This window comes from Natronosalvus sp. KLKA75 (genome assembly GCF_059736265.1).
This window is the reverse complement of the sequence record NZ_CM185522.1, coordinates 407,792-433,392: the sequence shown is the minus strand read 5'-3', so window position 1 is coordinate 433,392 and position 25,601 is coordinate 407,792. Positions and strand designations below refer to the sequence as shown.

Annotated in this window: 23 protein-coding genes; 15 read left to right on the top strand and 8 right to left on the bottom strand. The window is 65.9% G+C overall.

The features are described from left to right. The first annotated feature begins 60 nt into the window (after positions 1 to 60). The 4 genes from AC6I65_RS02170 to upp all read left to right on the top strand — a co-directional run bounded on the left by AC6I65_RS02170 (position 61) and on the right by upp (position 6,730). The gene (locus AC6I65_RS02170; protein ID WP_497902458.1) at positions 61 to 1,890 is read left to right on the top strand and encodes a site-2 protease family protein; all 1,830 of its coding nucleotides are present in this window, start codon (positions 61 to 63) and stop codon (positions 1,888 to 1,890) included. Between the two features lie 452 nt (positions 1,891 to 2,342). Continuing rightward, positions 2,343 to 4,085: a nitrite/sulfite reductase gene (locus tag AC6I65_RS02165; RefSeq protein ID WP_497902457.1), complete on the top strand. Its 1,743-nt coding sequence runs from the start codon at positions 2,343 to 2,345 to the stop codon at positions 4,083 to 4,085. Continuing rightward, on the top strand, positions 4,078 to 5,748 hold the full coding sequence (locus AC6I65_RS02160; protein ID WP_497902456.1) for a Coenzyme F420 hydrogenase/dehydrogenase, beta subunit C-terminal domain: 1,671 nt from the start codon (positions 4,078 to 4,080) through the stop codon (positions 5,746 to 5,748). The genes AC6I65_RS02165 and AC6I65_RS02160 overlap by 8 nt, the downstream gene beginning before the upstream one ends. Before the next feature lie 304 nt (positions 5,749 to 6,052). After that, complete coding sequence (upp, locus tag AC6I65_RS02155) at positions 6,053 to 6,730, top strand: uracil phosphoribosyltransferase (protein ID WP_497902455.1); 678 nt, start codon at positions 6,053 to 6,055, stop codon at positions 6,728 to 6,730. 106 nt (positions 6,731 to 6,836) lie between these two features. Here upp and AC6I65_RS02150 read toward each other — a convergent pair whose 3' ends face one another. Further along, on the bottom strand, positions 6,837 to 7,436 hold the full coding sequence (locus tag AC6I65_RS02150) for an alpha/beta hydrolase (RefSeq protein WP_497902454.1): 600 nt from the start codon (positions 7,434 to 7,436) through the stop codon (positions 6,837 to 6,839). A gap of 121 nt (positions 7,437 to 7,557) precedes the next feature. Between AC6I65_RS02150 and AC6I65_RS02145 the strand changes: the two genes are divergently transcribed. Beyond that, positions 7,558 to 9,423: a S9 family peptidase gene (locus tag AC6I65_RS02145; RefSeq protein WP_497902453.1), complete on the top strand. Its 1,866-nt coding sequence runs from the start codon at positions 7,558 to 7,560 to the stop codon at positions 9,421 to 9,423. Between the two features lie 51 nt (positions 9,424 to 9,474). Here the strand turns inward: AC6I65_RS02145 and AC6I65_RS02140 are convergent, their stop codons facing one another. Continuing rightward, positions 9,475 to 10,101: a methyltransferase domain-containing protein gene (locus tag AC6I65_RS02140; protein WP_497902452.1), complete on the bottom strand. Its 627-nt coding sequence runs from the start codon at positions 10,099 to 10,101 to the stop codon at positions 9,475 to 9,477. A gap of 217 nt (positions 10,102 to 10,318) precedes the next feature. Between AC6I65_RS02140 and ahaH the strand changes: the two genes are divergently transcribed. The 9 genes from ahaH to AC6I65_RS02095 all read left to right on the top strand — a co-directional run bounded on the left by ahaH (position 10,319) and on the right by AC6I65_RS02095 (position 18,797). Beyond that, positions 10,319 to 10,651 (top strand): ATP synthase archaeal subunit H, encoded by a 333-nt coding sequence (gene ahaH, locus AC6I65_RS02135; RefSeq protein ID WP_497902451.1) that lies wholly within the window; start codon positions 10,319 to 10,321, stop codon positions 10,649 to 10,651. Continuing rightward, complete coding sequence (locus AC6I65_RS02130) at positions 10,638 to 12,905, top strand: V-type ATP synthase subunit I (protein WP_497902450.1); 2,268 nt, start codon at positions 10,638 to 10,640, stop codon at positions 12,903 to 12,905. The genes ahaH and AC6I65_RS02130 overlap by 14 nt, the downstream gene beginning before the upstream one ends. Positions 12,906 to 12,911: 6 nt before the next feature. After that, positions 12,912 to 13,151, top strand: coding sequence for an ATP synthase subunit C-like protein (locus tag AC6I65_RS02125; protein ID WP_253432253.1), 240 nt, complete (start codon positions 12,912 to 12,914; stop codon positions 13,149 to 13,151). A 22-nt stretch (positions 13,152 to 13,173) separates the two neighbouring features. After that, a complete protein-coding gene (locus tag AC6I65_RS02120) occupies positions 13,174 to 13,755 on the top strand; it encodes a V-type ATP synthase subunit E (protein ID WP_497902449.1) in 582 nt (193 codons plus the stop codon). A gap of 70 nt (positions 13,756 to 13,825) precedes the next feature. Next, positions 13,826 to 14,902, top strand: coding sequence for a V-type ATP synthase subunit C (locus tag AC6I65_RS02115; protein WP_497902448.1), 1,077 nt, complete (start codon positions 13,826 to 13,828; stop codon positions 14,900 to 14,902). Continuing rightward, positions 14,899 to 15,243, top strand: coding sequence for a V-type ATP synthase subunit F (locus tag AC6I65_RS02110; RefSeq protein WP_497902447.1), 345 nt, complete (start codon positions 14,899 to 14,901; stop codon positions 15,241 to 15,243). Before AC6I65_RS02115 ends, AC6I65_RS02110 begins: the two co-directional genes overlap by 4 nt. 3 nt (positions 15,244 to 15,246) lie before the next feature. Further along, positions 15,247 to 17,004: an ATP synthase subunit A gene (locus AC6I65_RS02105; RefSeq protein WP_497902446.1), complete on the top strand. Its 1,758-nt coding sequence runs from the start codon at positions 15,247 to 15,249 to the stop codon at positions 17,002 to 17,004. Positions 17,005 to 17,010: 6 nt separating this feature from the next. Continuing rightward, positions 17,011 to 18,426, top strand: coding sequence for an ATP synthase subunit B (locus AC6I65_RS02100; RefSeq protein ID WP_254159239.1), 1,416 nt, complete (start codon positions 17,011 to 17,013; stop codon positions 18,424 to 18,426). A gap of 170 nt (positions 18,427 to 18,596) precedes the next feature. Continuing rightward, entirely contained in the window at positions 18,597 to 18,797 is a 201-nt protein-coding gene (locus AC6I65_RS02095) for a hypothetical protein (RefSeq protein ID WP_497902445.1), read from the top strand. 27 nt (positions 18,798 to 18,824) lie between these two features. Here AC6I65_RS02095 and AC6I65_RS02090 read toward each other — a convergent pair whose 3' ends face one another. The 5 genes from AC6I65_RS02090 to AC6I65_RS02070 form a co-directional block, all read right to left on the bottom strand. Further along, positions 18,825 to 19,625, bottom strand: a complete 801-nt coding sequence (locus AC6I65_RS02090) for a hypothetical protein (protein WP_497902444.1) — start codon at positions 19,623 to 19,625, stop codon at positions 18,825 to 18,827. A gap of 114 nt (positions 19,626 to 19,739) precedes the next feature. Then, the gene (gene pdxS / locus AC6I65_RS02085; RefSeq protein ID WP_497902443.1) at positions 19,740 to 20,648 is read right to left on the bottom strand and encodes a pyridoxal 5'-phosphate synthase lyase subunit PdxS; all 909 of its coding nucleotides are present in this window, start codon (positions 20,646 to 20,648) and stop codon (positions 19,740 to 19,742) included. A gap of 78 nt (positions 20,649 to 20,726) precedes the next feature. Next, complete coding sequence (locus tag AC6I65_RS02080; RefSeq protein ID WP_497902442.1) at positions 20,727 to 21,383, bottom strand: DUF6517 family protein; 657 nt, start codon at positions 21,381 to 21,383, stop codon at positions 20,727 to 20,729. A gap of 47 nt (positions 21,384 to 21,430) precedes the next feature. Next, positions 21,431 to 22,915 carry a sodium:solute symporter family protein gene (locus tag AC6I65_RS02075; protein ID WP_497902441.1) on the bottom strand — a complete coding sequence of 495 codons (1,485 nt, stop codon included), beginning with the start codon at positions 22,913 to 22,915 and terminating at the stop codon, positions 21,431 to 21,433. Beyond that, a complete protein-coding gene (locus AC6I65_RS02070; protein WP_497902440.1) occupies positions 22,912 to 23,172 on the bottom strand; it encodes a DUF3311 domain-containing protein in 261 nt (86 codons plus the stop codon). The genes AC6I65_RS02075 and AC6I65_RS02070 overlap by 4 nt, the downstream gene beginning before the upstream one ends. A 174-nt stretch (positions 23,173 to 23,346) precedes the next feature. On the opposite strand from AC6I65_RS02070, the gene AC6I65_RS02065 reads away from it, so the two are divergent. Further along, on the top strand, positions 23,347 to 24,396 hold the full coding sequence (locus AC6I65_RS02065; protein ID WP_497902439.1) for an ArsR/SmtB family transcription factor: 1,050 nt from the start codon (positions 23,347 to 23,349) through the stop codon (positions 24,394 to 24,396). A gap of 49 nt (positions 24,397 to 24,445) precedes the next feature. Here AC6I65_RS02065 and AC6I65_RS02060 read toward each other — a convergent pair whose 3' ends face one another. Beyond that, positions 24,446 to 25,558, bottom strand: a complete 1,113-nt coding sequence (locus tag AC6I65_RS02060; RefSeq protein WP_497902438.1) for a CPBP family intramembrane glutamic endopeptidase — start codon at positions 25,556 to 25,558, stop codon at positions 24,446 to 24,448. Positions 25,559 to 25,601 lie beyond the last annotated feature (43 nt).

Sequence of the window (25,601 nt, the reverse complement as noted above, 5' to 3'; positions counted from 1 at the left end):
CGTGGCGCTCGCTGTGACCAGACAAAACGCCTTTGGCCACGCCTCCCCCAGAGCATACCAATGCAGTCTTCCACGGTCGTCGCGTTCCTCCCCATCTCGGACACTCTCACGTGGATTCTCGCCGGGATCGCTGCCTACTGGCTCGCCATCATCGCCCTCCGCCAGCGCGGCCTCCTCCCAGACTACGTCAAGACCCAAGGGCCGATCCTGACGATTCACACGAAACGCGGGCGCGCCTTCCTCGACTGGCTCGCCGGGCCCAGACGGTTCTGGCGCGCCTGGGCGAACTTCGGCGTCGGCATCGCCATCGTCGTCATGGGCGCGATGTTCGTCTTCCTGCTCACCGCCGCGTTCGCCGCCGCGAACTCCCCCCAGCCCTCGAGCGTCCAGCAACCCTCGAACGTCCTCGTGATCCCGGGCGTCAACGAGTTCCTGCCGCTGTCGGCCACGCCGGGCATCGTCATCGGCCTCCTGGTCGGCCTGGTCGTCCACGAGGGCGGCCACGGCCTGCTCTGTCGCGTCGAGGACATCGACATCGACTCGATGGGCGTCGCCATGCTCGCCGTATTGCCCATCGGCGCGTTCGTCGAACCCGACCAGGAGAGCAGTCGAGCAGCCTCCCGCGGGGCGCAAACGCGGATGTTCGCTGCGGGCGTCACGTTCAACTTCGCGGTGACGATCCTCGCGTTCGCCCTGCTCTTCGGCCCGGTCGTCGGTTCGATCGGCGTCGCCCCAGGCGCCGCCGTCGGCGGGGTCGCCCCCGGTTCGCCCGCCGAAGCCGCGGGTATCCAGCCCAACGATCGCATCACCGCCATCGAGGGGCAGTCAGTCGAGTCGAACGACGACCTCTCGAAGACGCTCGAGGCCGCGGGGAGCGGCACCGTCACCGTCGAACTCAACGGCGACCGGACCGAGGAGATGGACCAGTCCCTGCCGGTGACCGCCGCGCTCGAAGACTCGCCGATCGACATCGAGCCCGGCGACCTCATCCTGGCCGTCGACGGCGACCCGGTCGTCACCGAGGCCGGCTTCCTCGAGGCCGTCGGCGACAGCGAAACGGTCGACCTGACGATCCAGCGCGACGGCGAGGAGCGAACGCTCGAGGCCGTCCCCATCGGGAGCGTCGTCCAGGTAGCCGACGACGGCCCGCTCACCGAGGCAGGAGCACCCGCCGGTGAGCGATTCGTCATCACCGAGTTCGACGGCGAGCGCACGCAGTCGTACGCCGACCTCGAGTCCCTGCTCGGCGACACCGATCCCGGCGACGAGGTGACCGTCGCGGGCTACCTCGGCGGCGAGCGCGTCAGCTACGACGTCACCCTCGGCGAACGCAGTCAGCTCACCGAGGGCGGAACCGTCGGCTTCTTCAGCGTCGGCGGCATCTCGGGCGTCCAGGTGAGCGACGCCGGCCTGGAGCTGTACCCGGTCGAGGAGTACCTGGCGGTCCTCGGTGGCGACGGCGACGCTCAGGGCAGTTACGGCCACATCACCGACAGCTTCCTCGGGAAGGTCGCGTTCGTGCTCTTCTTGCCGATCGTCTCCGTCGTCGGCCTCCTGCCGTACAACTTCGCCGGCTTCGCCGGCGGCATCGAGAACTTCTATCAGGCCCAGGGGCTGCTCGCCGGCCTGGGCGACTGGACCGTGTTCGCCATCGCCAACGCGCTGTTCTGGACCGGCTGGATCAACGTCCAGCTCGGCTTCTTCAACTGCATTCCGGCGTTCCCGCTCGACGGCGGGCACATCCTCCGGACGAGCACGGAGTCGGTCCTGTCGCGGCTCCCGCTCGAGGCGACCCGGGGGATGGTCCGGGTCGTGACGACGCTGGTCGGCGTCACGATGCTCGTGAGTTTCCTGTTCATGCTGTTCGGACCGCAGCTGTTGGCAGGCTGACCGACGAGGCTCGACTCGAGCGGGAGCCGCGAGAGGACGGCGTCGAGCGCTTACCGACGTTGCTTTTCGACCCGAATGCGGTCGGCCCAGTCGTCGCCACCGCTGACCGAAACCGGCAATTTTCACAACTTCGTGACGAACGACGAGTACCTGGCGCCGATCGGGACCGAGAGTGCGCCGGTCCAGACCGCTCGCGAGCGAAGGGACCGTCGGGCGGGCTCGGCCCCGGCGGGGTGGACGCTCGGGTAGGATCGACCTTTCGCTACTGATCTCGGTGGTGGACGCGTCACGGGTACCGGCAAGAATGTGAACGTTTCGCGCAGCGGGAGCAGTGTTGACCGTGATACCAAGAGGCATTGAACGGGACTCTGTAAGACATTCGCACGCTACTCGCGGCAGTGAATCACCATGAACGGTACAGACGATCCCCCGCACCAGAACCGGAGGACACGATGAACGCGGTCGAGGAGTGGAAACAGGAGAAACACCCGCTGGACGTGATCGAGGACGTCAAAGAGTACGCCGAAGAAGGACTGTCCTTCGACGAGATTGAGGAACGCGCCGGCGGCGGCGAGTGGGAACGGCTCAAGTGGGCCGGGATGTACAGCCACGGCGTCCAAGACGGCTACTTCATGATGCGGACGAAGGTTCCCGGCGGCTACCTCACGCCCGATCAGGCCGAGGTGATCGGCGAGGTCGTCGAGGAGTACGCCAGGGCACCCGAGGCGTACGGCGGCGAGAACCAGAACGAATGCTGGGGCGACGCCTACCTCGACATCACCACGCGTCAGGACGTCCAGAAACACTGGATCGAGGTCGAGGACGTCCCCGACGTCTGGGAGCGCTACGACGAGGTCGGCCTGACGACGATCCAGGGGTGCGGTGACGGCGCGCGGAACGTGCTCGGCTGTCCCGCCGCGGGGCTCGACGATCACGAGTGCTTCGACGCCCAGCCGGTCGTCGACGCCGTCTCCGACTACTTCACCGGCAATCGCGAGTACGCGAACCTCCCCCGGAAGTTCAAGATGACGATCACGGGGTGCAAACACGACTGCGCCCAGTCCCAGATCAACGACCTCGGACTGGTTCCCGCACGCAAGGAACTCGACGGTGAGGCGTACTACGGCTTCCACGTCCGCGTCGGCGGCGGCCTCTCGGACGGCCCGCGGATGGCCTCGAACCTCGACGTGTTCGTCCCGCCGGAGGACGCTGTCGAGTTCTGCCGGGCAGTCGCCCAGACGTTCAAGGAACTCGGCGACCGCAACAACCGCGGCGTCTGCCGGATGCGCTACCTCGTCGAGCAACTCGGCCCCGAGACGTTCGAGGAGGCGATCCGCGACCGCTGCACCGTCGACCTGCCCACCAGGGGCGTCGACCTCACCGAGGGGTACGCCGGCGACCACGTCGGCGTTCACGACCAGAAACAGGAGGGCCTGACCTACGTCGGCTTCAACGTGATCGCCGGGCGGATGGGCGGCGACGAGTTCGCCGAGGCGGCCCGCGCGGCCAGAACGTACGGCACCGAGGACGCCTCGATCCGGCTGGCGACCGACCAGAACTTCCTCATCACCCACGTTCCGGCGGAGAACGTCGAGGACCTGCTCGCAGAGCCGTTCGCCCGGAACCACCAGCCCGATCCGGGGCCGTTCTCGCGCGGCGCCGTCGGCTGCACCGGTTCGGAGTTCTGCAACTACGGCATCATCGAGACGAAAAAGCGCGTCAGGCGATGGGCCCGCGAACTCGACGAGCGCATCGACACGCCGGACGACCTCGAGGTCGTCCGGATGCACATGTCGGGCTGTTCCGCGTCGTGCGCCCAGCCCCAAATCGCGGACATCGGTTTCCGTGGCGAGACCGTCCAGGTCGAAACGGACGACGAGAGCGCGGAGCGAGGCTCCGCGGACGATTCGAGCGGGCAAAACCCGCGAGACGCTGACGACATCGTCGAGGGCATGGACTTCGGCCTCGGCGGCTCGCTCGGGTCCGACAACGAGTTCCTCGACTGGGTCGAGAACGCGGTCCCCGCCGAGGCGGTCATCCCCGCCCTCGAGCGGCTGTTCGAGGCCTACGCCGAGGGCCGGGCCGACGGCGAGCGGTTCTACGAGTGGTGTCGCCGGGTCGACAACGGGCGACTGCGCTCGATCATGAAGCGGGCCGACGCGCCCGTCACCGAGGGGGTGGCCGTCGATGACTGAGGAACACGACGAACGGACGACCGAGGAACGGGACAGCGACGTCGACGATACCCCCGCGTTCCCGGCAGTCCCCGAGACGGACGCCGACGATGACGAGGAGTCGGTCCCGATTGCCTCCGGCGCGCGGATCCACCGTCCCGACAGCGAACACGGCACGATTCCCGCCGACGGCGCCGGTCCCGGCGGCGAGGAACCCGAGTCGGCCACGGCGGCTACGGCGGAAATCGCCAACGAGGGCTCGTCGGAGATCCGTTCCGACGGCGTTCCCGTGAGTGAAACGAACAGGGGCAGGTCAGGGCTTCGCCCTGACGGTGGCGCTCGACCGGCCAACGTCGACGCCGACGGAACCCTCGGCGACGTGGAGTTCACCGAACCCGCCAAGGGGGTCAGCCAGGACGTCGACAGCGGCGCGCCCGACGAGCGCGTCGGCGTTCCCGAGGGCGTCGACCTCGAGACGCCGGGCTACGAGATCCGCTCGGAGATGAACGACATCGAGACGCCCGACGAGAAGACCTGGTTCATGGAACTGGACGAGGCCGTCATCGACGACGGCCGCTGTATCCAGTGTGGAACCTGCGTTTCGGCCTGTCCGTCGGACTCCATCGGCGTCGGTGACGACGACCTGCCGAAACTGGTCAAGATGTGCACCGGCTGTTCGCTCTGCTGGGACTTCTGTCCCCGCGGCGGCCTGCGCTACGAGCGCCAGTGGAAGATCACCGGCGGCGACGACAACGTCTCGGGCGCAGGCGACCCGATCACGGAGTTCTCCGCGAAGGTCGACGACGACTGGACCGGCGGGGCCCAGGACGGTGGCGTCGTCACCGGCATCCTCGCCACTCTGCTCGAGGCCGGCGAGATCGACGGCGCGCTCATCGCCACCGAGAGCGAGGAGGAGCCCTGGAAGGCCGAGAGCTACCTCGCCACCAGCCGCGAGGACCTGATCGAGAACGCGGGCACCATCTACAACCAGACGCTCGCGCTCGGCAACCTCGATCTCGGTCAGTGGGAGCACAAGCTTCCCGACGAGCCCTGGGAGGACATCTCGCTGGCGCTCGTGGGCACTCCCTGCGAGATCGAGGGCATCCGCGCCCTGCAGGACTTCGGCTGGGAGTACGGCGCCCAGGAGGAGGGCATCCGCGCGGTGGACTACACCATCGCGCTGATGTGCACCAAGAACTTCAACTACTACAGCCTCATGGGCGAACACCTCGAGGAACAACGGGGCATCTCGCCCGATGAGATCGGCAAGATGGACGTCCTCCACGGGAAGTTGATGGTCTACGACCACGACGGTCGGATGATGCTGGAGGAGGACATCGAGAACTTCCACGACGCCGCGCTCAAGGGCTGTGACGAGTGCGCCGACTTCACCGGCTACGCCGCCGACGTCACCGTCGGCTCCGTCGGCTCCGCCGACGAGTACTCGAGCGTCATCATCCGCACCGAGCAGGGACTGCAGGCGTGGGAACTCACCGAACCCGTTCTCGAGTACCACGACCTCGAGGACCGGTCGGCCATCGGCGGCCTCCAGAGCTGGGACAAGAAGAAGGCCTTCGAGAGCCTCGAGCGACCGTTTGACCCCGACGCGCCGCGGTTCATCGACTACGCCGACCACGCCGAAAACTACGGCACTGCGCTGAACCCGCACGACGCTGGGCACTGAATGGACTGATCCAAAACCGGACACCGGGCAGACGCCGAACGAACTTGCCCAAAACCGGACTGACGCCGGATGCCGAACGAACTTGGTCGGAACCGGACCAACGGCGGAAGACCAGCGAGCAGTCGGGCGGAATCTGCCTCTGTATCTGCACCTGCACCGGCCGCTGAAGCACCCCACCGACCGGCTCGAGGCACTGCCGCACGCGAACCGTTCGAGGCTCGAGTGGTGACGAGAGCGGGCGCTCGGAGGGAGGGTCGTCTCGAGCAATCGGTACAATAAATGTCACCGCCCGCGGAGTGCCGGTATGCCGATCGAAGACCGCGGTGACGCCTACCTCGTCACCCACGCGCTGGCGAAGGACACGCTCTCGCGCTTGCGAGACGTCAAAACCGAGCAGGTGAGCTTCCGGAAGGGACTCGTGAAACTCGGACGGATCTGTGGCTACGAGATCATCGACGGGCGCATGGAGACCGAGTACGTCGAGATCGAGACGCCCCTCGAGCCCACGATGGGCGAGCGGGTCAAGGGGCTCGACGACGTGGTCATCATCAATGTCCTCCGGGCCGCGACGCCGTTCGTCGAGGGATTGCTCAAGGCCTTCCCGCGCGCCCGCCAGGGCGTCATCAGTGCCAGTCGCGACGAGGAGGCCGGGCGCGACGAGAACGGCACCTTCCCGATCACCATCGACTACGTCAAACTCCCCGAGATCACCGAAGACGACACCGTCATCGTCGCGGATCCGATGCTCGCGACGGGCAGCACCATGAACGCCGTCCTCGAGCACGTGATCGCGAACTCGACCGATCCGGAACACCTGATCGTCCTCTCGGCAGTTTCGGCGCCAGAGGGGCTCCTCCGTGTGAGCGAGGCCGTCCCCGAGGCCGACCTCCTGACGGTGGCTATCGACGACCACCTCGACGAGAACGGGTTCATCGTCCCCGGCCTGGGCGATGCGGGCGATCGGGCGTTCCGGACGACCTGAGCGGTCGACGGGCCGTCTTTCTCTGGGCGTATTTCCACGAAAGGGTGTCGCTCGGGCGAGAGTCAGTGACCGAACCGGCGACTCAAGAGAGAGAGAGAGCGACACCTCACTCGAGCGTCTCGGCGAAGAACTCGGCAATCTCAGTCGCGACCGACTCGTGCTGGCCGACGAAGAAGTGGTCCGCCGAGAACTCGAGCACGCGGTCGCCCCGTTCCGTCGCCGCCTCGACGACCGGTTCCCAGTCGACGGTCGAATCCCGGGTCCCGTATCCGATCTGGACCGGAATCTCGAGCGACGCGAGCGCCGGCACCACCTCGAGATCCGGACCGAGGCTCGAGGGCGGCGCCAGCGCCGAGACCGCGTCGACGGCGGGGTCGTCAGCGCTCGCGAGCAGGGCCAGTCCGGAGCCGAAACTGAAGCCGAAGACGCCGACGCGGTCGTATCGTGGGCTCGCCCAGCGGATCGCGTTCCGGACGTCTTCACGCTCGCCATGGCCCTCGTCCCACTCCCCGTAGTCGATCCGCAGGCAGGCGATCCCTCGCTCGAGGAGGGCGTCGCTGACGGCGACCAGGCGGCGGTCCCCCCGGTTGCCGCCGTGCTGGGGGTGGGGCGGACAGGCGACGACGATGGCGGTCGGTTCCGTCGACGGTTCCTCGAGCGTGGCCCGGACGTCTCGCGCCCCGGGGACGACGATCGGCTGTGACACGGCCGGCGGTTCGGGCTCGAGAGGCTTGAAGCCACCATATCGCCCGCTGTCGATGGCATGGAAGGCGGAGAGACGTGACGCATTTCCAAGTATTGAAGAGCCCCCCGAGTCACGGTGTCGTATGGCACAATCTACCGACGCCGACGTTCTCGAGGAACTGGCGAGTCTGCCGACGATGGCCCACCCGACGGTGAGCCCGGACGGCGACGAGGTGGCGCTCTACTACGACGTGACGGGGCGAAACGAGCTCCACATCCTCGACGTCGAGAGCGGCGATCTCGAGCAGTGGTCCGACGGCGAAGTCCCCCGAAACGCCCGCTGGTACGTCACCTGGGGCGACGGCGACCGGGTGTTCTTCCACCTCGACGACGACGGCAACGAGCAGAACGACATCTACGCGCTCACCCGCGACGGCGAGGTCGAGTCCGTCCTCGAGATGGACGGCCAGGCCACGATTCAGGACGTGAGCGACGACGGCGAGACGCTGATCGTTGGCTCGACGCGAGACGGGCAGATGAACCTCTATCACCACGACCGCTCGAGTGGCGAGACGACCAAGGTTACCGACTACGAACGAGCCGCTGGCGGAGCGAAACTCTCGCCGGACGGTCAGCGGGTGGCGTTCTCGACGAACGAATCGGACGACCACAACAACAAGGACGTCTACGTGATGGACGTTGACGGCTCGAACCCCCGGAACCTCGAACTGGGCGAGGACGGCGCGGAGTCGATGCCCAACGACTGGAGCCCCGAGGGTGAACGCTTGCTCGTCAGCGACAACTCCGCGGACCTGGGGCGAATCGGCGTCTACGACCTCGAGTCGGACTCGGTCGAGTGGTACGACGACGGCGAGTACGAGGAACACGGCACCACCTTCCTCCCCGGCGGCGAGCGGGTACTCGCGATGCGGAGTCGCGACGCCGTCGCCGTCCCCGTCGTCTACGACCTCGAGACTGGCGAGAGCCGCGAGTTCGACGTCCCCGAGGGCGTCGCCGCCCTGGGCGGCTACGGTCCCGGCAGCGTCGTCATCGACGACGACCGGGTGCTCGTCCAGCACACGACGCCCACCCGACGCCCCGAACTGCTGGTCTACGACCTGTCCGAGGACAGCTACGAGACGCTGCTCGAGGCCGAGTACGGGCCGTTCGATCCCGAGGACTTCGCGGACGCGGAGTACCTCCGCGTGGACTCCGACGGCATCCCGGAGACGCCCCAGCGAGCCGTCGAACACGAGCCCTACGACGAACTCGAGATCGGCGCGCTCTTCTACGATTCGGGCGAGCGACCGTCGCCGCTGATCGTCAACCCCCACGGTGGCCCCCGCGCTCGAGACACCAAGTCGTTCAACCTCTACACCCAGGTGCTGGTCTCCCAGGGCTTCTCGGTGCTGCAGGTCAACTACCGCGGGTCCACCGGACGAGGCCGGGAGTTCGTCCGCGAACTCTACGACGACTGGGCGGGCGCCGAACAGGGCGACGTCGCCGTCGCGGCCGAGCACGTCCTCGAGACCTACGACTTCCTCGATTCGGATCGTGTCGTCGTCTTCGGCGGCTCCTACGGTGGCTACTCCGCCTACTGGCAGATGGTCCAGTACCCCGACCTCTACGCGGCGGGGGTCGCCTGGATCGGCCTCACCGACCTCGAGGACATGTTCGAGAACACGATGCCCCACTTCCGTACCGAGTTGATGGAGACCTACCTCGGGACGCCCGAGGAGAACCACGACCTCTACCGGGAACGCAGCCCCGTGACCCACGTCGAGAACGTCGAGGACCCGATCTTTCTCGTCCACGGCGTCAACGACCGCCGGGTACCGGTCTCGCAGGCTCGGATCTTCCGGGACGCCCTGCTCGAGAACGGCTACGAGGAGAGCGAGGACTTCGAGTACGAGGAACTCGGCGAGGAGGGCCACGCCTCCTCCGACCAGGCACAGAAACTGCGGATGTTCGAACTGCTGGCGGACTTCCTCGAGCGACGGGTGGAGTGACGGACTCGATATGGGCCAGCCAATGAATCGGCGTCAAACCGCGTCCCGAGGTTACTTCTCGGGCGCTCGAGCGACCGTCGTGATCGCCACCTCGGGTTCGTAGCTCGGCCCCTGGAACAGGTGCTTGACCTCCTCGAAGCCCGCCTCCTTGAACATGCGGTCGGCCTCGTACTCGTCGTAGAAGAGCATCATCGCGTCGGCCAGCACCTGGGCGATCCGGTTGTCCGGGTAGTTCGGCCCCACGACGAGCACCTGACCGCCCGGTTTCAGCACGCGGTTGAACTCCCGGAGGGCGAGGACGGGTTCGGGCCAGTACTCGATCGATCCCGACGACCAGATGATATCGAACGTGTCGGTCTTAAACGGGAGTCGCTCCGCGTCGCCCCGGTGAAAGTCGACCGGGCCGCCGGTCTTCCCGAACTTGGCGTAGGCCTTCTCGAGCTGGTGTTCGCTCTGGTCGAGTGCGTAGACGGTGTCGACGTGCTCGAGCAGACCCTCGGTCGCGAAGCCGGTTCCGCAGCCCACGTCGAGCACCATTTCGGCGTCCTCGAAGTCGAGCAGCGAGAGCGCCTCGGTTCGCATCTCCTCGTTCCAGATGAAGGGGTTGATCCGGTCGTAAATCGTCGAGAGGTACTTGTAGAACAGCCGCGCCCGCGCCTTGTTCTCGAGGATTCCCATTTGGCGCCGATTGGTCTTCTGCCGTGATAGGTCTGTCCATCCAGCGGGACTCGAGCGCCCCCGTTCGTCGGCAGGGCGGCTGTCGACACCGCTAGGGCAATTCGAGAGAGACCCTCTTCGGCAGTTCGTTCGCGACCGGAGCGAAACGCGAGGCCGCACGCCAGCCACTTTCGCAACTACCTTATACGCGCTCAAGCAAACGTCGGGTGCTTAGAGTATGCCGAGGCCACAGGTTCTACAAGAGATCAAGTCGGCAGAAGAGAAGGCCGACGAAATCGTCGCACAGGCGGAGAACGACCGCGACGAGCGCATCGCCGAGGCCCGGAAACGCGCCGAGGAGATACGCTCGGAAGCGGAAGCGGAGGCTCGAGACCTCAAGGAGCGCCGGCTCGAGGACGCTCGCGAGGAGATCGACGCCGAGTGTGAGCGCGTGCTCCGGGAGGGAACCGAGGATCGCGAGGCGCTCGAGAAACGCGCCACGACACGGGTCGACGAGGTGGCATCCCACGTCGTCGACCTGTTCCAGGAGGACGTCAATGCTCAGACCTGAACAGATGAGCAAGGTCTCGGTGACCGGCTCGAAGGGCGTTATGCCCACGGTCATCGAGGCAGTTTACGACCTGAACCTGGTACACCTCTCGGACTACGACGGCTCCTGGGCGGGCTTCGACAACGGCAACCCCATCGCGGGCGCCGACGAGGCCTCCGAGAAGCTCGTCACGGTCCGGGCCCTCGAGAGCACGCTCGACCTCGAGGACGACGACGTCGACGTCCAGTCCGGAAGGCTCGGCAAGGACTGGGAGCCCCGCCTCGAGTCCATCCGGACGCGGGTCAACGACCTCGACGACCGACGTACCGAGGTTCGCGACCAGTTGCGCCGCGTCAGGGAGCGACTCGACCGGATCGAACCCTTCGCGGACCTCGGGATCGACCTCGACTTGTTGTCGGGGTACGATACCGTCGAAGTCGTCGTCGGCGAGGGATCGCTGACTGAGGTCGAGGCTGTCCTCGATGCGTCCGACGACGTCCGCGCCTACGAGACGTTCACCGGCGACGGGGTCGTCGCAATCGTCGCGGCACCCGCCGACGGAGCCAACGAGGGATTCGTCGACGACGCCCTCGTCGGCGTCGACTTCAGCCGCTACCAGGTGCCCGAGACGGAGAAGGACCCCGAGTCCTACGTGTCCGATCTCGAGCGCGAGGAACGCGACCTCGAGGCCAAACTCGATGAGATCGACGCCGACCTCCAAACGATCAAGACCGAGGAGGGCGCGTTCCTGTTGCTCGCCGAGGAAAAGCTCACGGTCGAGGTCCAGCGCGCCGAGGCGCCGCTCCAGTTCGCGACGAGCGACCGGGCGTTCATCGCCGAGGGCTGGATTCCGACGACCGAGTACGACCGCCTCGTCGCCGCGCTGAACGACGCCGTCGGCGACAGCGTCGAGATCGAAGAACTCGAGCGCGCCGACTACGACCGTCACGGCGCCCACACGCACACCGAAGACGTCCAGAAGGGGGCGCCCGCCGCACAGGACGAGGACGGGCCGACCGCCAGCGAGGACGAGGAAGAGAGAGCCGAGCAGAAAGCCGTCACCGACGGCGGCTCGGCCGTCACGATGGACGACGAACCGCCGGTCATTCAGGACAACCCCGGGGTCGCGAAGCCGTTCGAGGCCCTGGTCAACGCGGTCAACAAACCGAAGTACAGCGAACTCGACCCGACGGTCTTCCTGTTCCTGACGTTCCCGGTCTTCTTCGGCTTCATGATCGGTGACGTCGGCTACGGGATCCTGTACGTCGCCATCGGCTACTACATGGCAACCAACTTCGAGAGCGACGGCATCTCGAGCCTGGGCGGCGTGGCCATCTGGGCCGGTGCGTTCACGATCATCTTCGGGTTCATCTACGGCGAGATATTCGGCCTACACGTTCTCGGCTCCATCGTCTGGGGCGACCTCCTGAACGTCGAACTGTTGCCGCTGAACAAGGGTCTCGAGCCCGGTGCGTCCGACTTCGCCATCGGCTGGATGGTCGTGAGCGTGCTCGCCGGCATCGTGCACCTGAACATCGGCTACCTGATCGACTTCGTCGAGAACCTGAGCCACGGCCTAAAAGATGCGCTCTTCCACAGCGGGTCGTGGATCCTGATGCTCAACGGCATTTGGATCTGGATCTTCTCGGCACAGGCCGAAGCGTCGAAGCCGGAGTTCCTGTTCACGACGTTCGCTAGCGATGGGCCGTTTCCCATCGGGTTCACCGGCTTCCCGGAGTGGGGACTGGTGACCATCCCGCTCCCTGCCGTCGGCGACTTCCTGTTGACGGCACCCCTGCTCGTCTTCCTGATCGGCCTCGTCATGCTGATCAGCAGCGAACCCGTCGAGGCCGTCGAAGCCCTCGACGTCGTCGTCAACGTCTTCTCGTACACCCGGATGGGCGCAGTGTTGCTCGCGAAGGCCGGCATGGCGTTCGTGGTCAACCTGCTGTTCTTCGGGGCCTACGAGGACCCCGACGGCGCGTTCCACTTCCTGGGCTCGGCCGGACACGACCCCAGCTACGTCGCCGAACACTACGACAGCGGGGCCACCGTAATCTTCGACGGCCTCATGCACATGGGCGGCATCGCCGGACTCGTCGGCGGGTTCGTCATTCTAGTCGTCGGACACGTCGTCGTGTTAGTCCTTGGCGTGACAAGCGCCGGCTTACAGGGAGTTCGACTCGAGTACGTCGAATTCTTTAACAAGTTTTATGAAGGCGGTGGAGCCAACTACGAACCGTTCGGACACGATCGAACCTACAGTCAGGAGTAATCAATAATGATGGAAACCCTCGAAGCCTCGAACGTTGCACTGCAGACCCTGAACGACCCCGGCGCGGCGGCCGCGATCGCAGTCGGTCTCGCAGCCCTCGCCTCTGGATACGCCGAGCGAGGTATCGGTGCGGCTGCCGTCGGCGCGATGGCCGAGGACGACGACATGTTCGTGCCAGGCCTGATCATGACCGTCCTCCCAGAGACGCTCGTGATCCTGGCACTGGTCGTCGTCTTCATCGCCTGAGCACCCCGTTCGCTTTTCCACAATGAGTTTGGATACAGTCGTAGAAGACATTCGAGAAGAAGCCCACGCGCGTGCGGAGGACATCCGCGCGGAAGGCGAGGCTCGCGCCGAGGAGATCGAGTCGGCGGCCGAGGACGACGCCGAGGACACCCTCGAGCGTGCCGAGACCGAGGTCGAACGCGAGATCGAGCAGTTGCGCGAACAGCGACTCTCCAGTGCGAAACTGGAGGCGAAACAGGAGCGCCTGGAGGCCCGACGGAACGTCCTCGGCGAGGTTCGCGAGCAGGTCGAAGCCGAACTGGTCGGCCTCGAGGGCGAGACCCGCGAGGACCTGACGCGGACGCTCATCGACGCGGCCGGCGAGGAGTTCGACGAGGGCGACGACGTCAGCGTCTACGGTCGTGCCGACGACCAGGTACTGATCGAGTCGATCCTCGCGGACTACGACGGCTACGCGTACGCTGGCGAGCGCGACTGCCTCGGCGGCGTCGTCGTCGAGAGCGAGCAGTCCCGCGTCCGGGTGAACAACACCTTCGACTCGGTGTTCGAGGACGTCTGGGAAGAGAACCTCCGGGAGATCAGTAACCGACTCTTCGAGCAATGAGCACGGTCGTTCCCACTCGCACGGCTCGCATCCCACTCTCTGCTCACACTCACCACACGGGGTGGTTCGCGTGAGCACGGGCGCCTCGAATCCGGAATACGTGAACGCTCGCGTGCGGTCGCGTCGAGCCTCGCTGTTCGCGGACGAAGACTATCGGAAGCTGGTCCGGATGGGGCCGAGCGAGATCGCGCGGTTCATGGAGGAGACGGAGTACGAACGCGAGATCAACGCCCTCGGCACCCGCTTTTCCGGCGTCGACCTGATCGAGTACGCGCTGAACCAGAACCTCGCCAGGCACTTCCACGACCTGCTGGACTGGTCGGACGGTCGCCTCTACGACCTCATCGCCCGCTACCTCCGGAAGTTCGACGTCTGGAACCTGAAGACGATCCTCCGGGGCATCTACACCGACTCCAACGCCGAGGAGGTTCGGACGGACCTGATCCGTGCCGGCGAACTCGACGAGCGAACCATCGACCGCTTACTCGAGGTCGACACCATCGAGGACGCAATCGAAGTGCTCGACCGGACGATCTACCACGACCCCCTCGAGGTCGCCTACGAGGAGTACGAGGAGAGCCACGCGCTGGTCCCCCTCGAGAACGCGCTCGATCGGGCGTTCTACGAACGGCTGCTGGCCGACATTCGGGGCCTCGACACGCCCGGGTCGGCCGGTCCACAGGAGGGCCCACGAGCGCTCTACGTCGAGTTCCTCCAGGCCGAGATCGACTTCCGGAACGCACGGAACGCCCTGCGACTCGCTCGCAGCGGCGCCGACCTCGACCCCGCGGCGTACTACATCGACGGCGGCGTGCTCTTCACCGAGAGCGAACTCCGCCAGCTGGTCAACCGCTACGACGACCTGGTCGATCACATCGCCGCCAACCGACGCTACGGTGACCGGCTCTCGAGCGCGCTCGACCGACTGCGCGACGCCGACAGCCTGATCCAGTTCGAGCACGCCGTCGACGCCGCGTTGCTCGAGTACGCGGACACGCTCTCGAGCATCTACCCGGTGTCGGTGTCGGCCGTGCTGTCGTACATCCTCGCGAAAGAGCGCGAGATTGAGAACATCCGCGCCATCGCCCGCGGTCGGGAGGTCGGTCTCTCGGAGAACGAAATCGAAGAGGAGCTGGTGATCCTATGAGCCAGGAAATCGCGGTCGTCGGCAGTCCGGAGTTCACCACGGGCTTTCGGCTCGCCGGCGTCAGACGGTTCGAGAACGTCCCCGACGACGAAAAGGCCGACACCCTCGACGACGCCGCTACGACCGTCCTCGAGGACGGCGACGTTGGCATCGTCATCATGCACGAGGGCGACCTCGAGTATCTCTCGCGAAACGTCCGCTCGGACGTCGAAACGAGCGTCGAACCGGTCGTCATCACCATCGGCGGCAGTGGCAGCGGTGGCGGCGGCCTTCGCGAGCAGATCAAACGCGCCATCGGGATCGACCTGATGGACGAGGACGAAGACCAAGACAGTGAGTAACCTATGAGCCAGGCACTAGAATCCGTCGACGAAGACGGTGTGATAGAAAGCGTGAGCGGTCCCGTCGTGACCGCCGCGGACCTCGACGCCCGAATGAACGACGTCGTCTACGTCGGCGACGAAGGGCTGATGGGCGAGGTCATCGAAATCGAAGGGAACCTGACCACGATTCAGGTCTACGAGGAGACCTCCGGCGTTAGCCCCGGCGAACCCGTCGAGAACACGGGCGAGCCCCTGAGCGTCGACCTTGGACCCGGCCTGCTGGACACCATCTACGACGGCGTCCAGCGCCCCCTCGACGAACTCGAGGAGAAGATGAACTCGGCGTTCCTCGACCGCGGGGTCGACGCGCCGGGCATCGACCTCGAGCGAACGTGGGAGTTTACCCCCACCGTCGAGGAGGGTGACGCGGTCGAACCCGGGGACGTCATCGGTGAGGTCCCCGAAACCGAGAGCATCACCCACAAGGTGATGGTCCCGCCGGACTACGAGGGCGGCGAGATCACCTCGATCGAGAGCGGCACGTTCACGGTCGACGAGGTCGTCGCCGAACTCGATTCCGACGAGGAGATCACGATGCACCAGGAGTGGCCGGTTCGATCGGCCCGCCCTGCCGATGAGAAGCAGACGCCAACGATTCCGCTCATCAGCGGCCAGCGCATCCTGGACGGCCTCTTCCCGATCGCCAAGGGCGGCACCGCGGCGATTCCGGGCCCCTTCGGCTCCGGAAAGACGGTCACCCAGCACCAGCTCGCGAAGTGGGCCGACGCGGACATCGTCGTCTACGTCGGCTGTGGCGAGCGTGGCAACGAGATGACCGAGGTCATCGAGGACTTCCCGGAACTGGAAGACCCCAAGACCGGGAAGCCGCTGATGAGCCGGACCTGCCTCATCGCGAACACCTCGAACATGCCCGTCGCAGCCCGCGAATCCTGCATTTACACGGGCATCACCATCGCGGAATACTTCCGCGACATGGGCTACGACGTCGCGCTGATGGCCGACTCCACCTCGCGGTGGGCAGAGGCCATGCGAGAGATTTCGAGCCGACTCGAGGAGATGCCCGGCGAGGAGGGCTACCCCGCCTACCTCGCCGCGTCGCTCTCCGAGTTCTACGAGCGCGCCGGCCTGTTCCAGAACGTCAACGGCACCCAGGGATCGGTGTCGGTCATCGGTGCAGTCTCGCCCCCGGGCGGCGACTTCTCCGAGCCCGTCACCCAGAACACCCTGCGTATCGTCAAGACGTTCTGGGCGCTGGACGCCGACCTCGCCGAGCGTCGGCACTTCCCCTCGATCAACTGGAACGAGTCGTACTCGCTGTACCGACAGCAACTCGACCCCTGGTACCGAGAGAACGTCGCAGAAGACTACCCCGAGATCCGCCAGTGGGCCGTCGACGTGCTCGACGAGGAAGACGAACTACAGGAGATCGTCCAGCTCGTCGGCAAGGACGCCCTGCCGGAAGACCAGCAGATGACTCTCGAGGTCGCACGCTACCTCCGGGAGGCGTGGCTCCAGCAGAACGCGTTCCACGACGTGGACACCTACTGCGAGCCCGAGAAGACCTACCGGATGCTCCAGGCGATTCGAACGTTCAACGACGAGGCCTTCGAGGCGCTCGACGCCGGCGTCCCGGTCGACGAGATCCAGGACGTCGACGCCGCGCCCCGACTCAACCGGATGGGCACCGCCGAGGACTGGCACGAATTTATCGACGAACTCGAGTCGGATCTCGAGTCCCAGATTAGGGCCCTATACTAGCCAATCATGAAAGAATATCAAACGATCACGGAAATCAGCGGTCCGCTGGTGTTTGCCGAGGTCGACGAACCCGTTGGCTACGACGAGATCGTCGAGATCGAAACGGAGGACGGCAAGACCCTGCGCGGACAGGTACTCGAATCGAGCGAAGGACTCGTCTCGATCCAGGTGTTCGAGGGGACGGGCGGCATCGACCGCAACGCCTCCGTTCGCTTCCTGGGCGAGACCATGAAGATGCCCGTCACGGAGGACCTGCTCGGTCGCGTCCTCGACGGGTCCGGGAACCCCATCGACGGCGGTCCCGAGATCGTTCCCGACGAGCGACTCGACATCGTCGGGGCGGCGATCAACCCCTACTCCCGGGAGTACCCCGAGGAGTTCATCCAGACGGGCGTCAGCTCCATCGACGGCATGAACACGCTCGTTCGCGGGCAGAAACTGCCGATTTTCTCCGGCTCCGGACTGCCGCACAACGATCTGGCGCTCCAGATTGCCCGGCAGGCGACGGTGCCGGAGGAAGAAGGAGAAAGCGACGAGGGCTCGGAGTTCGCCGTCATCTTCGGCGCGATGGGCATCACCCAGGAGGAAGCAAACGAGTTCATGCAGGACTTCGAACGCACCGGCGCGCTCGAGCGTTCGGTCGTCTTCATGAACCTGGCGGACGACCCCGCCGTCGAGCGGACGGTCACGCCGCGACTGGCCCTGACCACCGCTGAGTACCTCGCCTTCGAGAAGGACTACCACGTCCTCGTCATCCTCACGGACATCACGAACTACTGTGAGGCGCTGCGCGAGATCGGCGCGGCCCGCGAGGAGGTGCCGGGTCGACGTGGCTACCCCGGGTACATGTACACCGACCTGGCCCAGCTCTACGAGCGGGCGGGTCGAATCGAGGGCCGCGAGGGCTCGGTCACCCAGATTCCGATCCTGACGATGCCCTCCGACGACATCACCCACCCGATTCCGGACCTGACGGGCTACATTACCGAGGGTCAGATCATCGTCGACCGGTCCCTGAACAGTCAGGGGATCGAGCCTCCAATCAACGTCCTGCCCAGCCTGTCGCGGCTGATGGACGACGGGATCGGCGAGGGGCTAACCCGTGGAGACCACGCGGACGTCTCCGACCAGCTCTACGCCGCGTACGCAGAGGGTGAGGACCTGCGCGACCTCGTGAACATCGTCGGTCGCGAGGCGCTGACCGAACGGGACAACAAATTCCTCGACTTCGCCGACCGGTTCGAAAACGAGTTCGTCCAGCAGGGGTACGACACCGACCGGTCGATCGAGGACACCCTCGAGATTGGCTGGGACCTGCTCTCGACGCTGCCCAAAGAGGAACTCAACCGGATCGACGAGGACCTCATCGCGGAGCACTACCGCGAGTCCGAGGAGTCCGCGGAAGCCGTTCAGGCCGACTGATCGGTTCGATTCGACGATTTCTTCGATTTCGTGTGCTCGAGCGGTAGCTCCCTGGCTCGAGTTGTAATGGCTGGTGTTGTCGATTCGAGTTGTGGTGGACAGTCGGCTCGAGAGAGTCGTACTCAAGACAGTGATACAACATTTAATACACCAGGGTTATTTCACGTCGTATGGACAGAACCGAAATGTTCCTCGTCGTGATCGCGTGGGAGCTGGCGGCGATCGTGCTGACGACGGCCGGAGGAACGGAGTGGTTCATCATCCTGCCGTCGCTACTCCTGTTAATCGTACTGCCGATCTACCTGCTCGCGATGCTCGTCGTCGACAGCGTGTCTCAGCAGACACTCACCCGTCTGGTGCGTCTACGGTAACCCCTGGATCCCGGTGGACATTTCCGGCTACGAATGCCGGTTTCGAGCCAAATTGCGTCGCTTCTGCCAGCGGCGACCGTAGATCCGCGGAAGCGGGTCGATCGCCGCACCCCGGACGGCGGGCGGAACCGACGAATACCGCACGGAGGCACTGTCCGGCAGCGGACCGCCCGGGAGCAACGAGACGGCCGTCGGGTTTCGAGGCCCTTCTCGCCGTCTCTTGGAGGGGTTCGACCGATTCCCGGTGTACACCTCCTCGAGGGCCGCGTGTCCCTCGAGCACGCCACGTCGGGCCTGCTTCATCCGTTTCTTGGCCTGCTGCTGGAGCGCCACGTTGGGCGCCTCGGCCCGGATCTCGTCGCCGAACGCCTCGAGGTCGACTGCGACTCTCGAGTCGCCGTTCGAAGCCGCGGACAACCGATCGGGACCGACCACGTCCTCGATCTCTGCCCTGAGTCGGTGGCTCGCCTGCCGGAAGTCCACGAGGTCGACCGTATTCCAGAGTTCCCGCAACTTGATCGCGTGGCGGAGCTCGCTGAGATCGAGCCCCTCGCTCGCGTCGCGATCCCGGATCGTGTTTGGGAGGTTCTCGACGTCGATCAGGTCGGGGAGGTCGTCGGCGTCGACGGCGTCGGGCAGCCGTTCGAGGTCCACCGTCTCGAGCAGTCCTTCGGCCGCGTCGGTGATCTCCCACAGCTCCTTCGCCAGGCTCGACACCCGCTCGTCGGACGCGTCCCGTTCGATCGCCTGAAACAATCCGGTCGTTCCCCCAAGGACGCGTTCGGAGAGCTGCTCGAGTCCGTTCGTCTCGCTCGACGTACTGTTCATACCGTACAGAGGCGCCGAACGGAGAAAACGGGGCGCCTTACCAGGGAAAGGTCGCGAGGCAGGAATCGCGTTCGGGCCGCCGATTCGGTGACGAAGACGGGTTCGAGTCCTCGTTCAGACGCCTCGGCCCTGCATCCGCTCCTCCTCGGGCAGGTCGACGTTCGCGTCGCCCTTCATGCTCTTGCCCAGGTTCTTCGAGATTTCGGCGAGCGATTCGGGATCGTCCCAGTGATTGACCGCTTCGACGATGGCCTCGGCCATCTCCGGCGGGTTCTCCGCGCCGAAGATGCCGCTGCCGACGAAGATGCCGTCGCAGTCGTGGGTCATCATGAGCGCGGCGTCTGCCGGGGTGGCGATGCCGCCCGCGGCGAAGTTCACGACCGGGAGCCGCCCCATTTCCGCAGCCTCGTGGACCAGCTCGGCGTTCGCCTCGATCTCGCGGGCGTAGGCCTCTCGTTCCTCGTGGCTCATCCCCTCGAGTTTGCGAATCTCGCCCTTGATCGTGCGCTGGTGGTAGACCGCCTGGTTGACGTCGCCGGTGCCGGCCTCGCCCTTGGTGCGGATCATGGCCGCGCCCTCGTCGATTCGGCGCAGGGCCTCCCCGAGGTTGCGCGCGCCGCAGACGAACGGTGCGGTGAACGCGCGCTTGTCGATGTGGTAGTCGTTGTCCGCGGGCGTGAGCACCTCGCTCTCGTCGATCATGTCGACGCCAACGGCCTCGAGGATCTGTGCTTCGGTGCGGTGGCCGATACGGGCCTTTCCCATGACGGGGATCGAGACGGACTCGACGATTTCCTCGACGTCGGCGGGGTCAGCCATCCTGGCGACGCCGCCGCGCTTTCTGATGTCGGCGGGGACGGCCTCGAGCGCCATCACGGCGACGGCGCCGGCGTCCTCCGCAATCCGCGCCTGTTCGGGGTTCACGACATCCATGATGACGCCGCCTTTCTGCATACGGGCGAAGCCGCGCTTGACGAGATCGGTGCCGCGTCGGAGCTCCTCGAGATCGGTTGGCTCGGGCATGAGCGAGCGTTCGGAACCCCGGCACTTACGCGTGTCTGTTAGGCCTCGCGGCTCGAGTGTGTCTCGCGGATCGAACCGTCAGTCGAGGGCGGACTCGTTCGGTTCCGTCCCCGCGTCTATCCCCTCCAGACCTTCGATCGAGTCGACCGTCTCGCGAACGCGAGCGCGGACGAACGCGGCGATCGTCTCGCGGTCGGTCCCCGGATGGATCTCGATCTCTACCTCGTCGTCGACCCCGACCTCGAGGGCGTCCTCGAGCGGCGCCTCGAGCGGAATCGTGCCGCCCGCCATCGCGAACTGATCGCCCGCAGGCCAGACCGCGAGGTGCGTTTCGGTGTCGATCCGGGCGTCGCCGGCAGGATGGGTCGTCTCGAAGACGTACCACCGGCCGGCGGTACCGTCGCCGCGGTCAAACTCGGTGACCGAACGCTCGTCCTGAACGGTGATCCCCTCCTCGCCGAGCAGCGAGACGAACCGTTCTTTGGCCGGGTCCGCGGCCAGCGACATCACGTCCTCGACGGATTTTCCGAGCGCCGACAGCGACGGCGAGAGGTCGACGTCGATCCCGAGCAGCGACCGGGGCTGAATATCACAGTCGCCGATCGTCGGCGTCCCGGGGTGCTCGTAGACCGTCGTTTCGGCCGTGATCGACAGCAGCGAGATCGAAACGTCCTCGGTTCTCGAGCCGACGGACTCCCAGTTCTCGCGAAACGATGACGGCAACTCGGCGGGCATACCCCCCGCTTCGACGGCCGCCCTTTTTGCCGTAGCGGTCTCCCGACTCAGTCGGCCTCGAGCGCCTCGAAGTAGATCGCCCGCTGTTCGGCAGCCGCGGGGGCGGTGAGCCACGAGACGCCCACGGTGAGCGCGAGTCCGAGGCCCATTCCGACGAGGCCAGCCGACCAGCCGCCGTAGCTACCGGGGACGAACGGGAGAAAGACGCTCGCGAGGTAGAAGGCCTGGCTCCCCAGGATTCCTGCGATAATGCCGGCTCGAGTCGTCCCGCGCCAGTAGAGCGCGACCATCACGGGCAAGGCGAGCTGGGCGAATCCGCTGAATGCGGCGTTACCGAGTTCGAACAGCGTAGCCGCGTTGTAGAGGCTCGCGAGGAACGTCGAGACGGCGAAGACGACGACGCCGAGGCGAGCGATCGTGTCCTCACCGCGGTCCGAGAGCGTCGCGTCGACGAACGGGCGGTAGAGATCACGCGTGAAGTACGACGACCCCGACAGCAACATGGAATCTGAGGAAGACATCATCGCCGCCATCGCGCCCGCGATGACGAGCGCGGCGAACCACGTCGGAGTGAACTCGGCGAGAATCAGCGGGAGGACGTTCCCGCCGCCCTCGATTTCGGCGACCGCGATGCCGGTCTCGAGCCCGCGCGCCCAGGCGCCGAGCAGGAACGCGGGGACGAAGAGGAGCAGACAGAGGACGGGCCAGAGGGCGAACGACCGCTTGAGCACCGCTTTCGACCCTGCGGCGAAGAAGCGCTGGTTGACCTGCGGAAACATGGCGACGCCGAAGCCGATCGTGATCGCCGTCGAGAGTACGAACTGCGGGGTGTAGTAGGCCCCGCCCAGCGCGAGGTGACCGCTGGCGGCGGCCTCGAGTTCAGCCGTCGCCGCAGTCGGCCCACCGACGGCGGCGAGCACCCAGAGCAGGGCGACCCACGTGGTGACGAGCATGAACGCTCCCTGGAGCGTGTCGGTCCAGGCGATGCCTCGGAAGCCCGCGAGGACGACGTAGAGGATCATGAAGAGGGTGATGAGACCCGCGCCGCCGGCGTAGGGAATCGCACCGTCGGTCAGCGCCTCGAGGGCGGTCCCCGCGCCGACTTGCTGGAGCATGACGTACGGGAAGAGCCACATGAGGCTCACCCCGGCGACGAGGCCGCGGAGGCGTCTCGAGCCGAAGCGGTCGCCGAGCATCTCTCCGAGGGTGACGTAGCCGCGTTGCTGGCCGAGCAACCACTGTTTATAGCCGATGACGTACCAGAGAACGGCGAAGATGAGGCCGTCCATCACGCCCATGACGAGGATCCACTCGGGGCCGTGGAGGAAGGCCAGGTTCGGCCCGGCGAAGAAGGTGAACGCCGAGAGCAGGGTCGCGAAGGTGGTAAACAGCAGGACGACGGTTCCGAGCGTTCGGCTGGCGAGGTAGAAGTCCTCGGCCGTCCGCTCGGTGAGCCGGTAGGCGACGAGGCCGACGGCGAGCGCGAGCAGGAGGTAGCCGACGATGATGCCGAGCTGGAGCGCGAGGGTCACCGGCGATCACCCTCCGCTCGACCGCCCGACCGCGGCGACCGTGACTGCGGTCGGTCCGGTTCGATACCGACGCCCCAGGCGCGCTGGGCGAACGTCCAGAAGAGCGCGGAACACAGCGCCAACCAGCCGACGTGCCACCAGAGCCACAGCGGCAGGCCGAACGTTGTCGTCGCGTCCCCCCAGAGGAACCACGGGACCCCGAGGAGGCAGACGAGCACCGCCGCGAGGAGCCAGCCGATCCGTTCGAGTCGATTCATACGTCCCGTCGTCACTCGCCCTGGGTAATTGTTTCTATTCGACCCCGGTCTTTGAAGACGATCGTTCATCAATGGCGTTTCGGGCAGTTTCGAGCGGGTCTCCAGAAGGTAAAACGCCTCTTTTACGTAGGGAAAGGGGTATGTATGTCGGTGAGAATACCAGAATAGAGACCGATGGCCCGGCTGTTTCCCCTTCGCTCCGAGACGCCCGCCCAGGAGGGCCAGCCTCGAGTCGTCGACCTCGAGGACGAGGACGCCGACGCGGTGTTCGGTGCGCTGTCGTCGACGACGGCCCGCCGGATCTACAGTCACTTAAACGACGAACCCGGGACGCCGAGCGACGTCGCCGATGCAATCGACTCCTCGATCCAGAACGTCCGCTACCACCTCGAGAAACTCGAGGACGCGGGACTGGTCGAGGTCGTCGACACCTGGTACTCCTCGCGGGGCAACGAGATGAGCGTCTACGCGACGGCGGACGGGCCGCTGATCGTGACGAGCGACCGGTCAACGGCCGAGCGGTTGAAGACGGCGCTCTCGCGATTCATCGGGGGCGTCGCGGCCCTCGCCGGTGGAAGTTTGCTCGTCCAGTACGGGCTCTCGAGGTACGTGGGTCCGCAGGCGGGAACGGAAGGGACAGCGGGAACGGGCGGAACGACTGATGGTGGGGCTGCTGGGAACGGGAATGGAAACGGGAACGGGGCCAGCGACGAGGCTGGCAACGGAAACGGAGCGGCTACCGACGATAGCACAGACAGTTCCGAAACCGAAGATAGCGAGACGGCCGAAGAGGATACGGCCGACGGCGATGGGGCCGACGGAGCCGATAGCGGAGACAGTGGAACCGATGGCGGCGACGGCGGCGACATGGGTACCACCGACGTGGACGAAACCGACGATGCCCCGGAAGCCGACGACGACGCCTCGAGCGACGGCGGCGGTAACGACTCGGCCGCGGGAGACGACGACGCCGGCGCGGATGGCGCCAACTACAGCGACAACAGCACCGACGGCACCGACGGCGACGTCGCCACCGACGGCGGCAACGAATCGGTCGTCCCGTCGGGCGACGACAACGGTACCGTCGACGGCGTCACGGACGGCGCTGCAGAGGCTGCCGACGCCATCTTCGCGACGATTCCCCCAGGGGCGCTCTTCTTCCTCGGCGGTCTGGTCGTGCTGATCGCCGTCACCGTGTACTGGTACTGGGCGACCTCCTACTGAGCCGGTGTGTCCCCGGCTGGACTCGAGGGAGACATGGCGGGGTGCTTCGTTACAGGGCAATCGACGCGAAGATGACGGCGTTGTAGATGCCGTGGATGAGCGCCGGGACGACGAGGTTGTTCGTCACGAGATACACCGTTCCGAGCACGAGCGAGAGGCCGAAGACGATGGCCAGGCTGGCGATGAGCGCCTCCGGGCCTGCCGTTGCGTACGCAGCGGTGTGTATCGCCGTGAAGAGGACGCTCGAGACCAGGAGGGCCCCGACCGGGGAGAACACGTCGTACATCGACTTCTGGATAACGTTCCGGTACATCAGTTCCTCGAACGGGCCAGTGATGAGAATCGAGGCGGGGACCATTACGTAGAGCAGTTCGGGGTTTCGTTGTGCAGCCTGCGTCGCCGAGTGCTCGGCCCCTTCGATCCCGCCCGAGGAGAACAGTACCGAGATGGCGATATTGACGAGAAAGATGAGCGCCACGCCCCCGGCGATCCAGGCGACGGCCCGAAGACTCGGCTTCTCGAGGTCGAAATACGAGCGGTCGCGTCCCGTGTTGTAGACGTAGGCGACGGCGATCGCTGCCGTGCCGATGGCGACGCCAATCTGCATGACTGCCTGTCGCTGGATTTCAGACAACCCGCCGACGACGAGCACGACGGGAATCTCGAGGAGGATGCCGATCAACGGACTCACGATCCAGGCGACCAGTGCGAGCGCCGCGAGGCGGGCGGTTACGACGGTTCGCTGAAGCAGGCCGACGGTGGGAACCGATCCGTACTCGGCGAGTGCGATGCCGATAGCCGTTCCGGCCGCGAGAAACGACACGAAGACGGTCGGGATCCGCACGCCGAGGCCCGGGATATCTGTCCCGCCGGAGATGCCCTGCGTGAGGGCGTAGCCGGCCAGCAAGACGACGAGCAGGCTACCCAGCGCTCCAGCCAGGCTGTAGCGACGCTCGAGGAGGTCGTACCGGCGGCCGGCGAAGACGGCGAGGGTTCCGACGGCGAATAAGAGTCCGAACAGGACGGCGAGGTGGTCGGTACCGTCGCGAACGGGGACGGCGAGTCCGGTCGTCGCGAACGCCGCAACGACGAAGCCAATGCCGGCGACTGCCCCGGTTTCGTCGCTCGATCGAGCGCGGTCCTCCCGCGCGGTCTCGTTCATATCTCTCCGTTCGCCCGAACGATAATAGGCGCTCTGCAATCGG

Bases quoted from the DNA above. Each gene is read 5' to 3' on its own strand.
- ahaH (WP_497902451.1), top strand. From the start codon at position 10,319: ATGCCGAGGCCACAGGTTCTACAAGAGATCAAGTCGGCAGAAGAGAAG.
- AC6I65_RS02105 (WP_497902446.1), top strand. From the start codon at position 15,247: ATGAGCCAGGCACTAGAATCCGTCGACGAAGACGGTGTGATAGAAAGC.
- AC6I65_RS02080 (WP_497902442.1), bottom strand. From the start codon at position 21,383: ATGCCCGCCGAGTTGCCGTCATCGTTTCGCGAGAACTGGGAGTCCGTC.
- AC6I65_RS02110 (WP_497902447.1), top strand. From the start codon at position 14,899: ATGAGCCAGGAAATCGCGGTCGTCGGCAGTCCGGAGTTCACCACGGGC.
- AC6I65_RS02170 (WP_497902458.1), top strand. From the start codon at position 61: ATGCAGTCTTCCACGGTCGTCGCGTTCCTCCCCATCTCGGACACTCTC.
- AC6I65_RS02130 (WP_497902450.1), top strand. From the start codon at position 10,638: ATGCTCAGACCTGAACAGATGAGCAAGGTCTCGGTGACCGGCTCGAAG.
- AC6I65_RS02095 (WP_497902445.1), top strand. From the start codon at position 18,597: ATGGACAGAACCGAAATGTTCCTCGTCGTGATCGCGTGGGAGCTGGCG.
- AC6I65_RS02125 (WP_253432253.1), top strand. From the start codon at position 12,912: ATGATGGAAACCCTCGAAGCCTCGAACGTTGCACTGCAGACCCTGAAC.
- AC6I65_RS02145 (WP_497902453.1), top strand. From the start codon at position 7,558: ATGGCACAATCTACCGACGCCGACGTTCTCGAGGAACTGGCGAGTCTG.
- AC6I65_RS02060 (WP_497902438.1), bottom strand. From the start codon at position 25,558: ATGAACGAGACCGCGCGGGAGGACCGCGCTCGATCGAGCGACGAAACC.
- AC6I65_RS02140 (WP_497902452.1), bottom strand. From the start codon at position 10,101: ATGGGAATCCTCGAGAACAAGGCGCGGGCGCGGCTGTTCTACAAGTAC.
- pdxS (WP_497902443.1), bottom strand. From the start codon at position 20,648: ATGCCCGAGCCAACCGATCTCGAGGAGCTCCGACGCGGCACCGATCTC.
- AC6I65_RS02100 (WP_254159239.1), top strand. From the start codon at position 17,011: ATGAAAGAATATCAAACGATCACGGAAATCAGCGGTCCGCTGGTGTTT.
- AC6I65_RS02160 (WP_497902456.1), top strand. From the start codon at position 4,078: ATGACTGAGGAACACGACGAACGGACGACCGAGGAACGGGACAGCGAC.
- AC6I65_RS02070 (WP_497902440.1), bottom strand. From the start codon at position 23,172: ATGAATCGACTCGAACGGATCGGCTGGCTCCTCGCGGCGGTGCTCGTC.
- AC6I65_RS02120 (WP_497902449.1), top strand. From the start codon at position 13,174: ATGAGTTTGGATACAGTCGTAGAAGACATTCGAGAAGAAGCCCACGCG.
- AC6I65_RS02165 (WP_497902457.1), top strand. From the start codon at position 2,343: ATGAACGCGGTCGAGGAGTGGAAACAGGAGAAACACCCGCTGGACGTG.
- upp (WP_497902455.1), top strand. From the start codon at position 6,053: ATGCCGATCGAAGACCGCGGTGACGCCTACCTCGTCACCCACGCGCTG.
- AC6I65_RS02090 (WP_497902444.1), bottom strand. From the start codon at position 19,625: ATGAACAGTACGTCGAGCGAGACGAACGGACTCGAGCAGCTCTCCGAA.
- AC6I65_RS02065 (WP_497902439.1), top strand. From the start codon at position 23,347: ATGGCCCGGCTGTTTCCCCTTCGCTCCGAGACGCCCGCCCAGGAGGGC.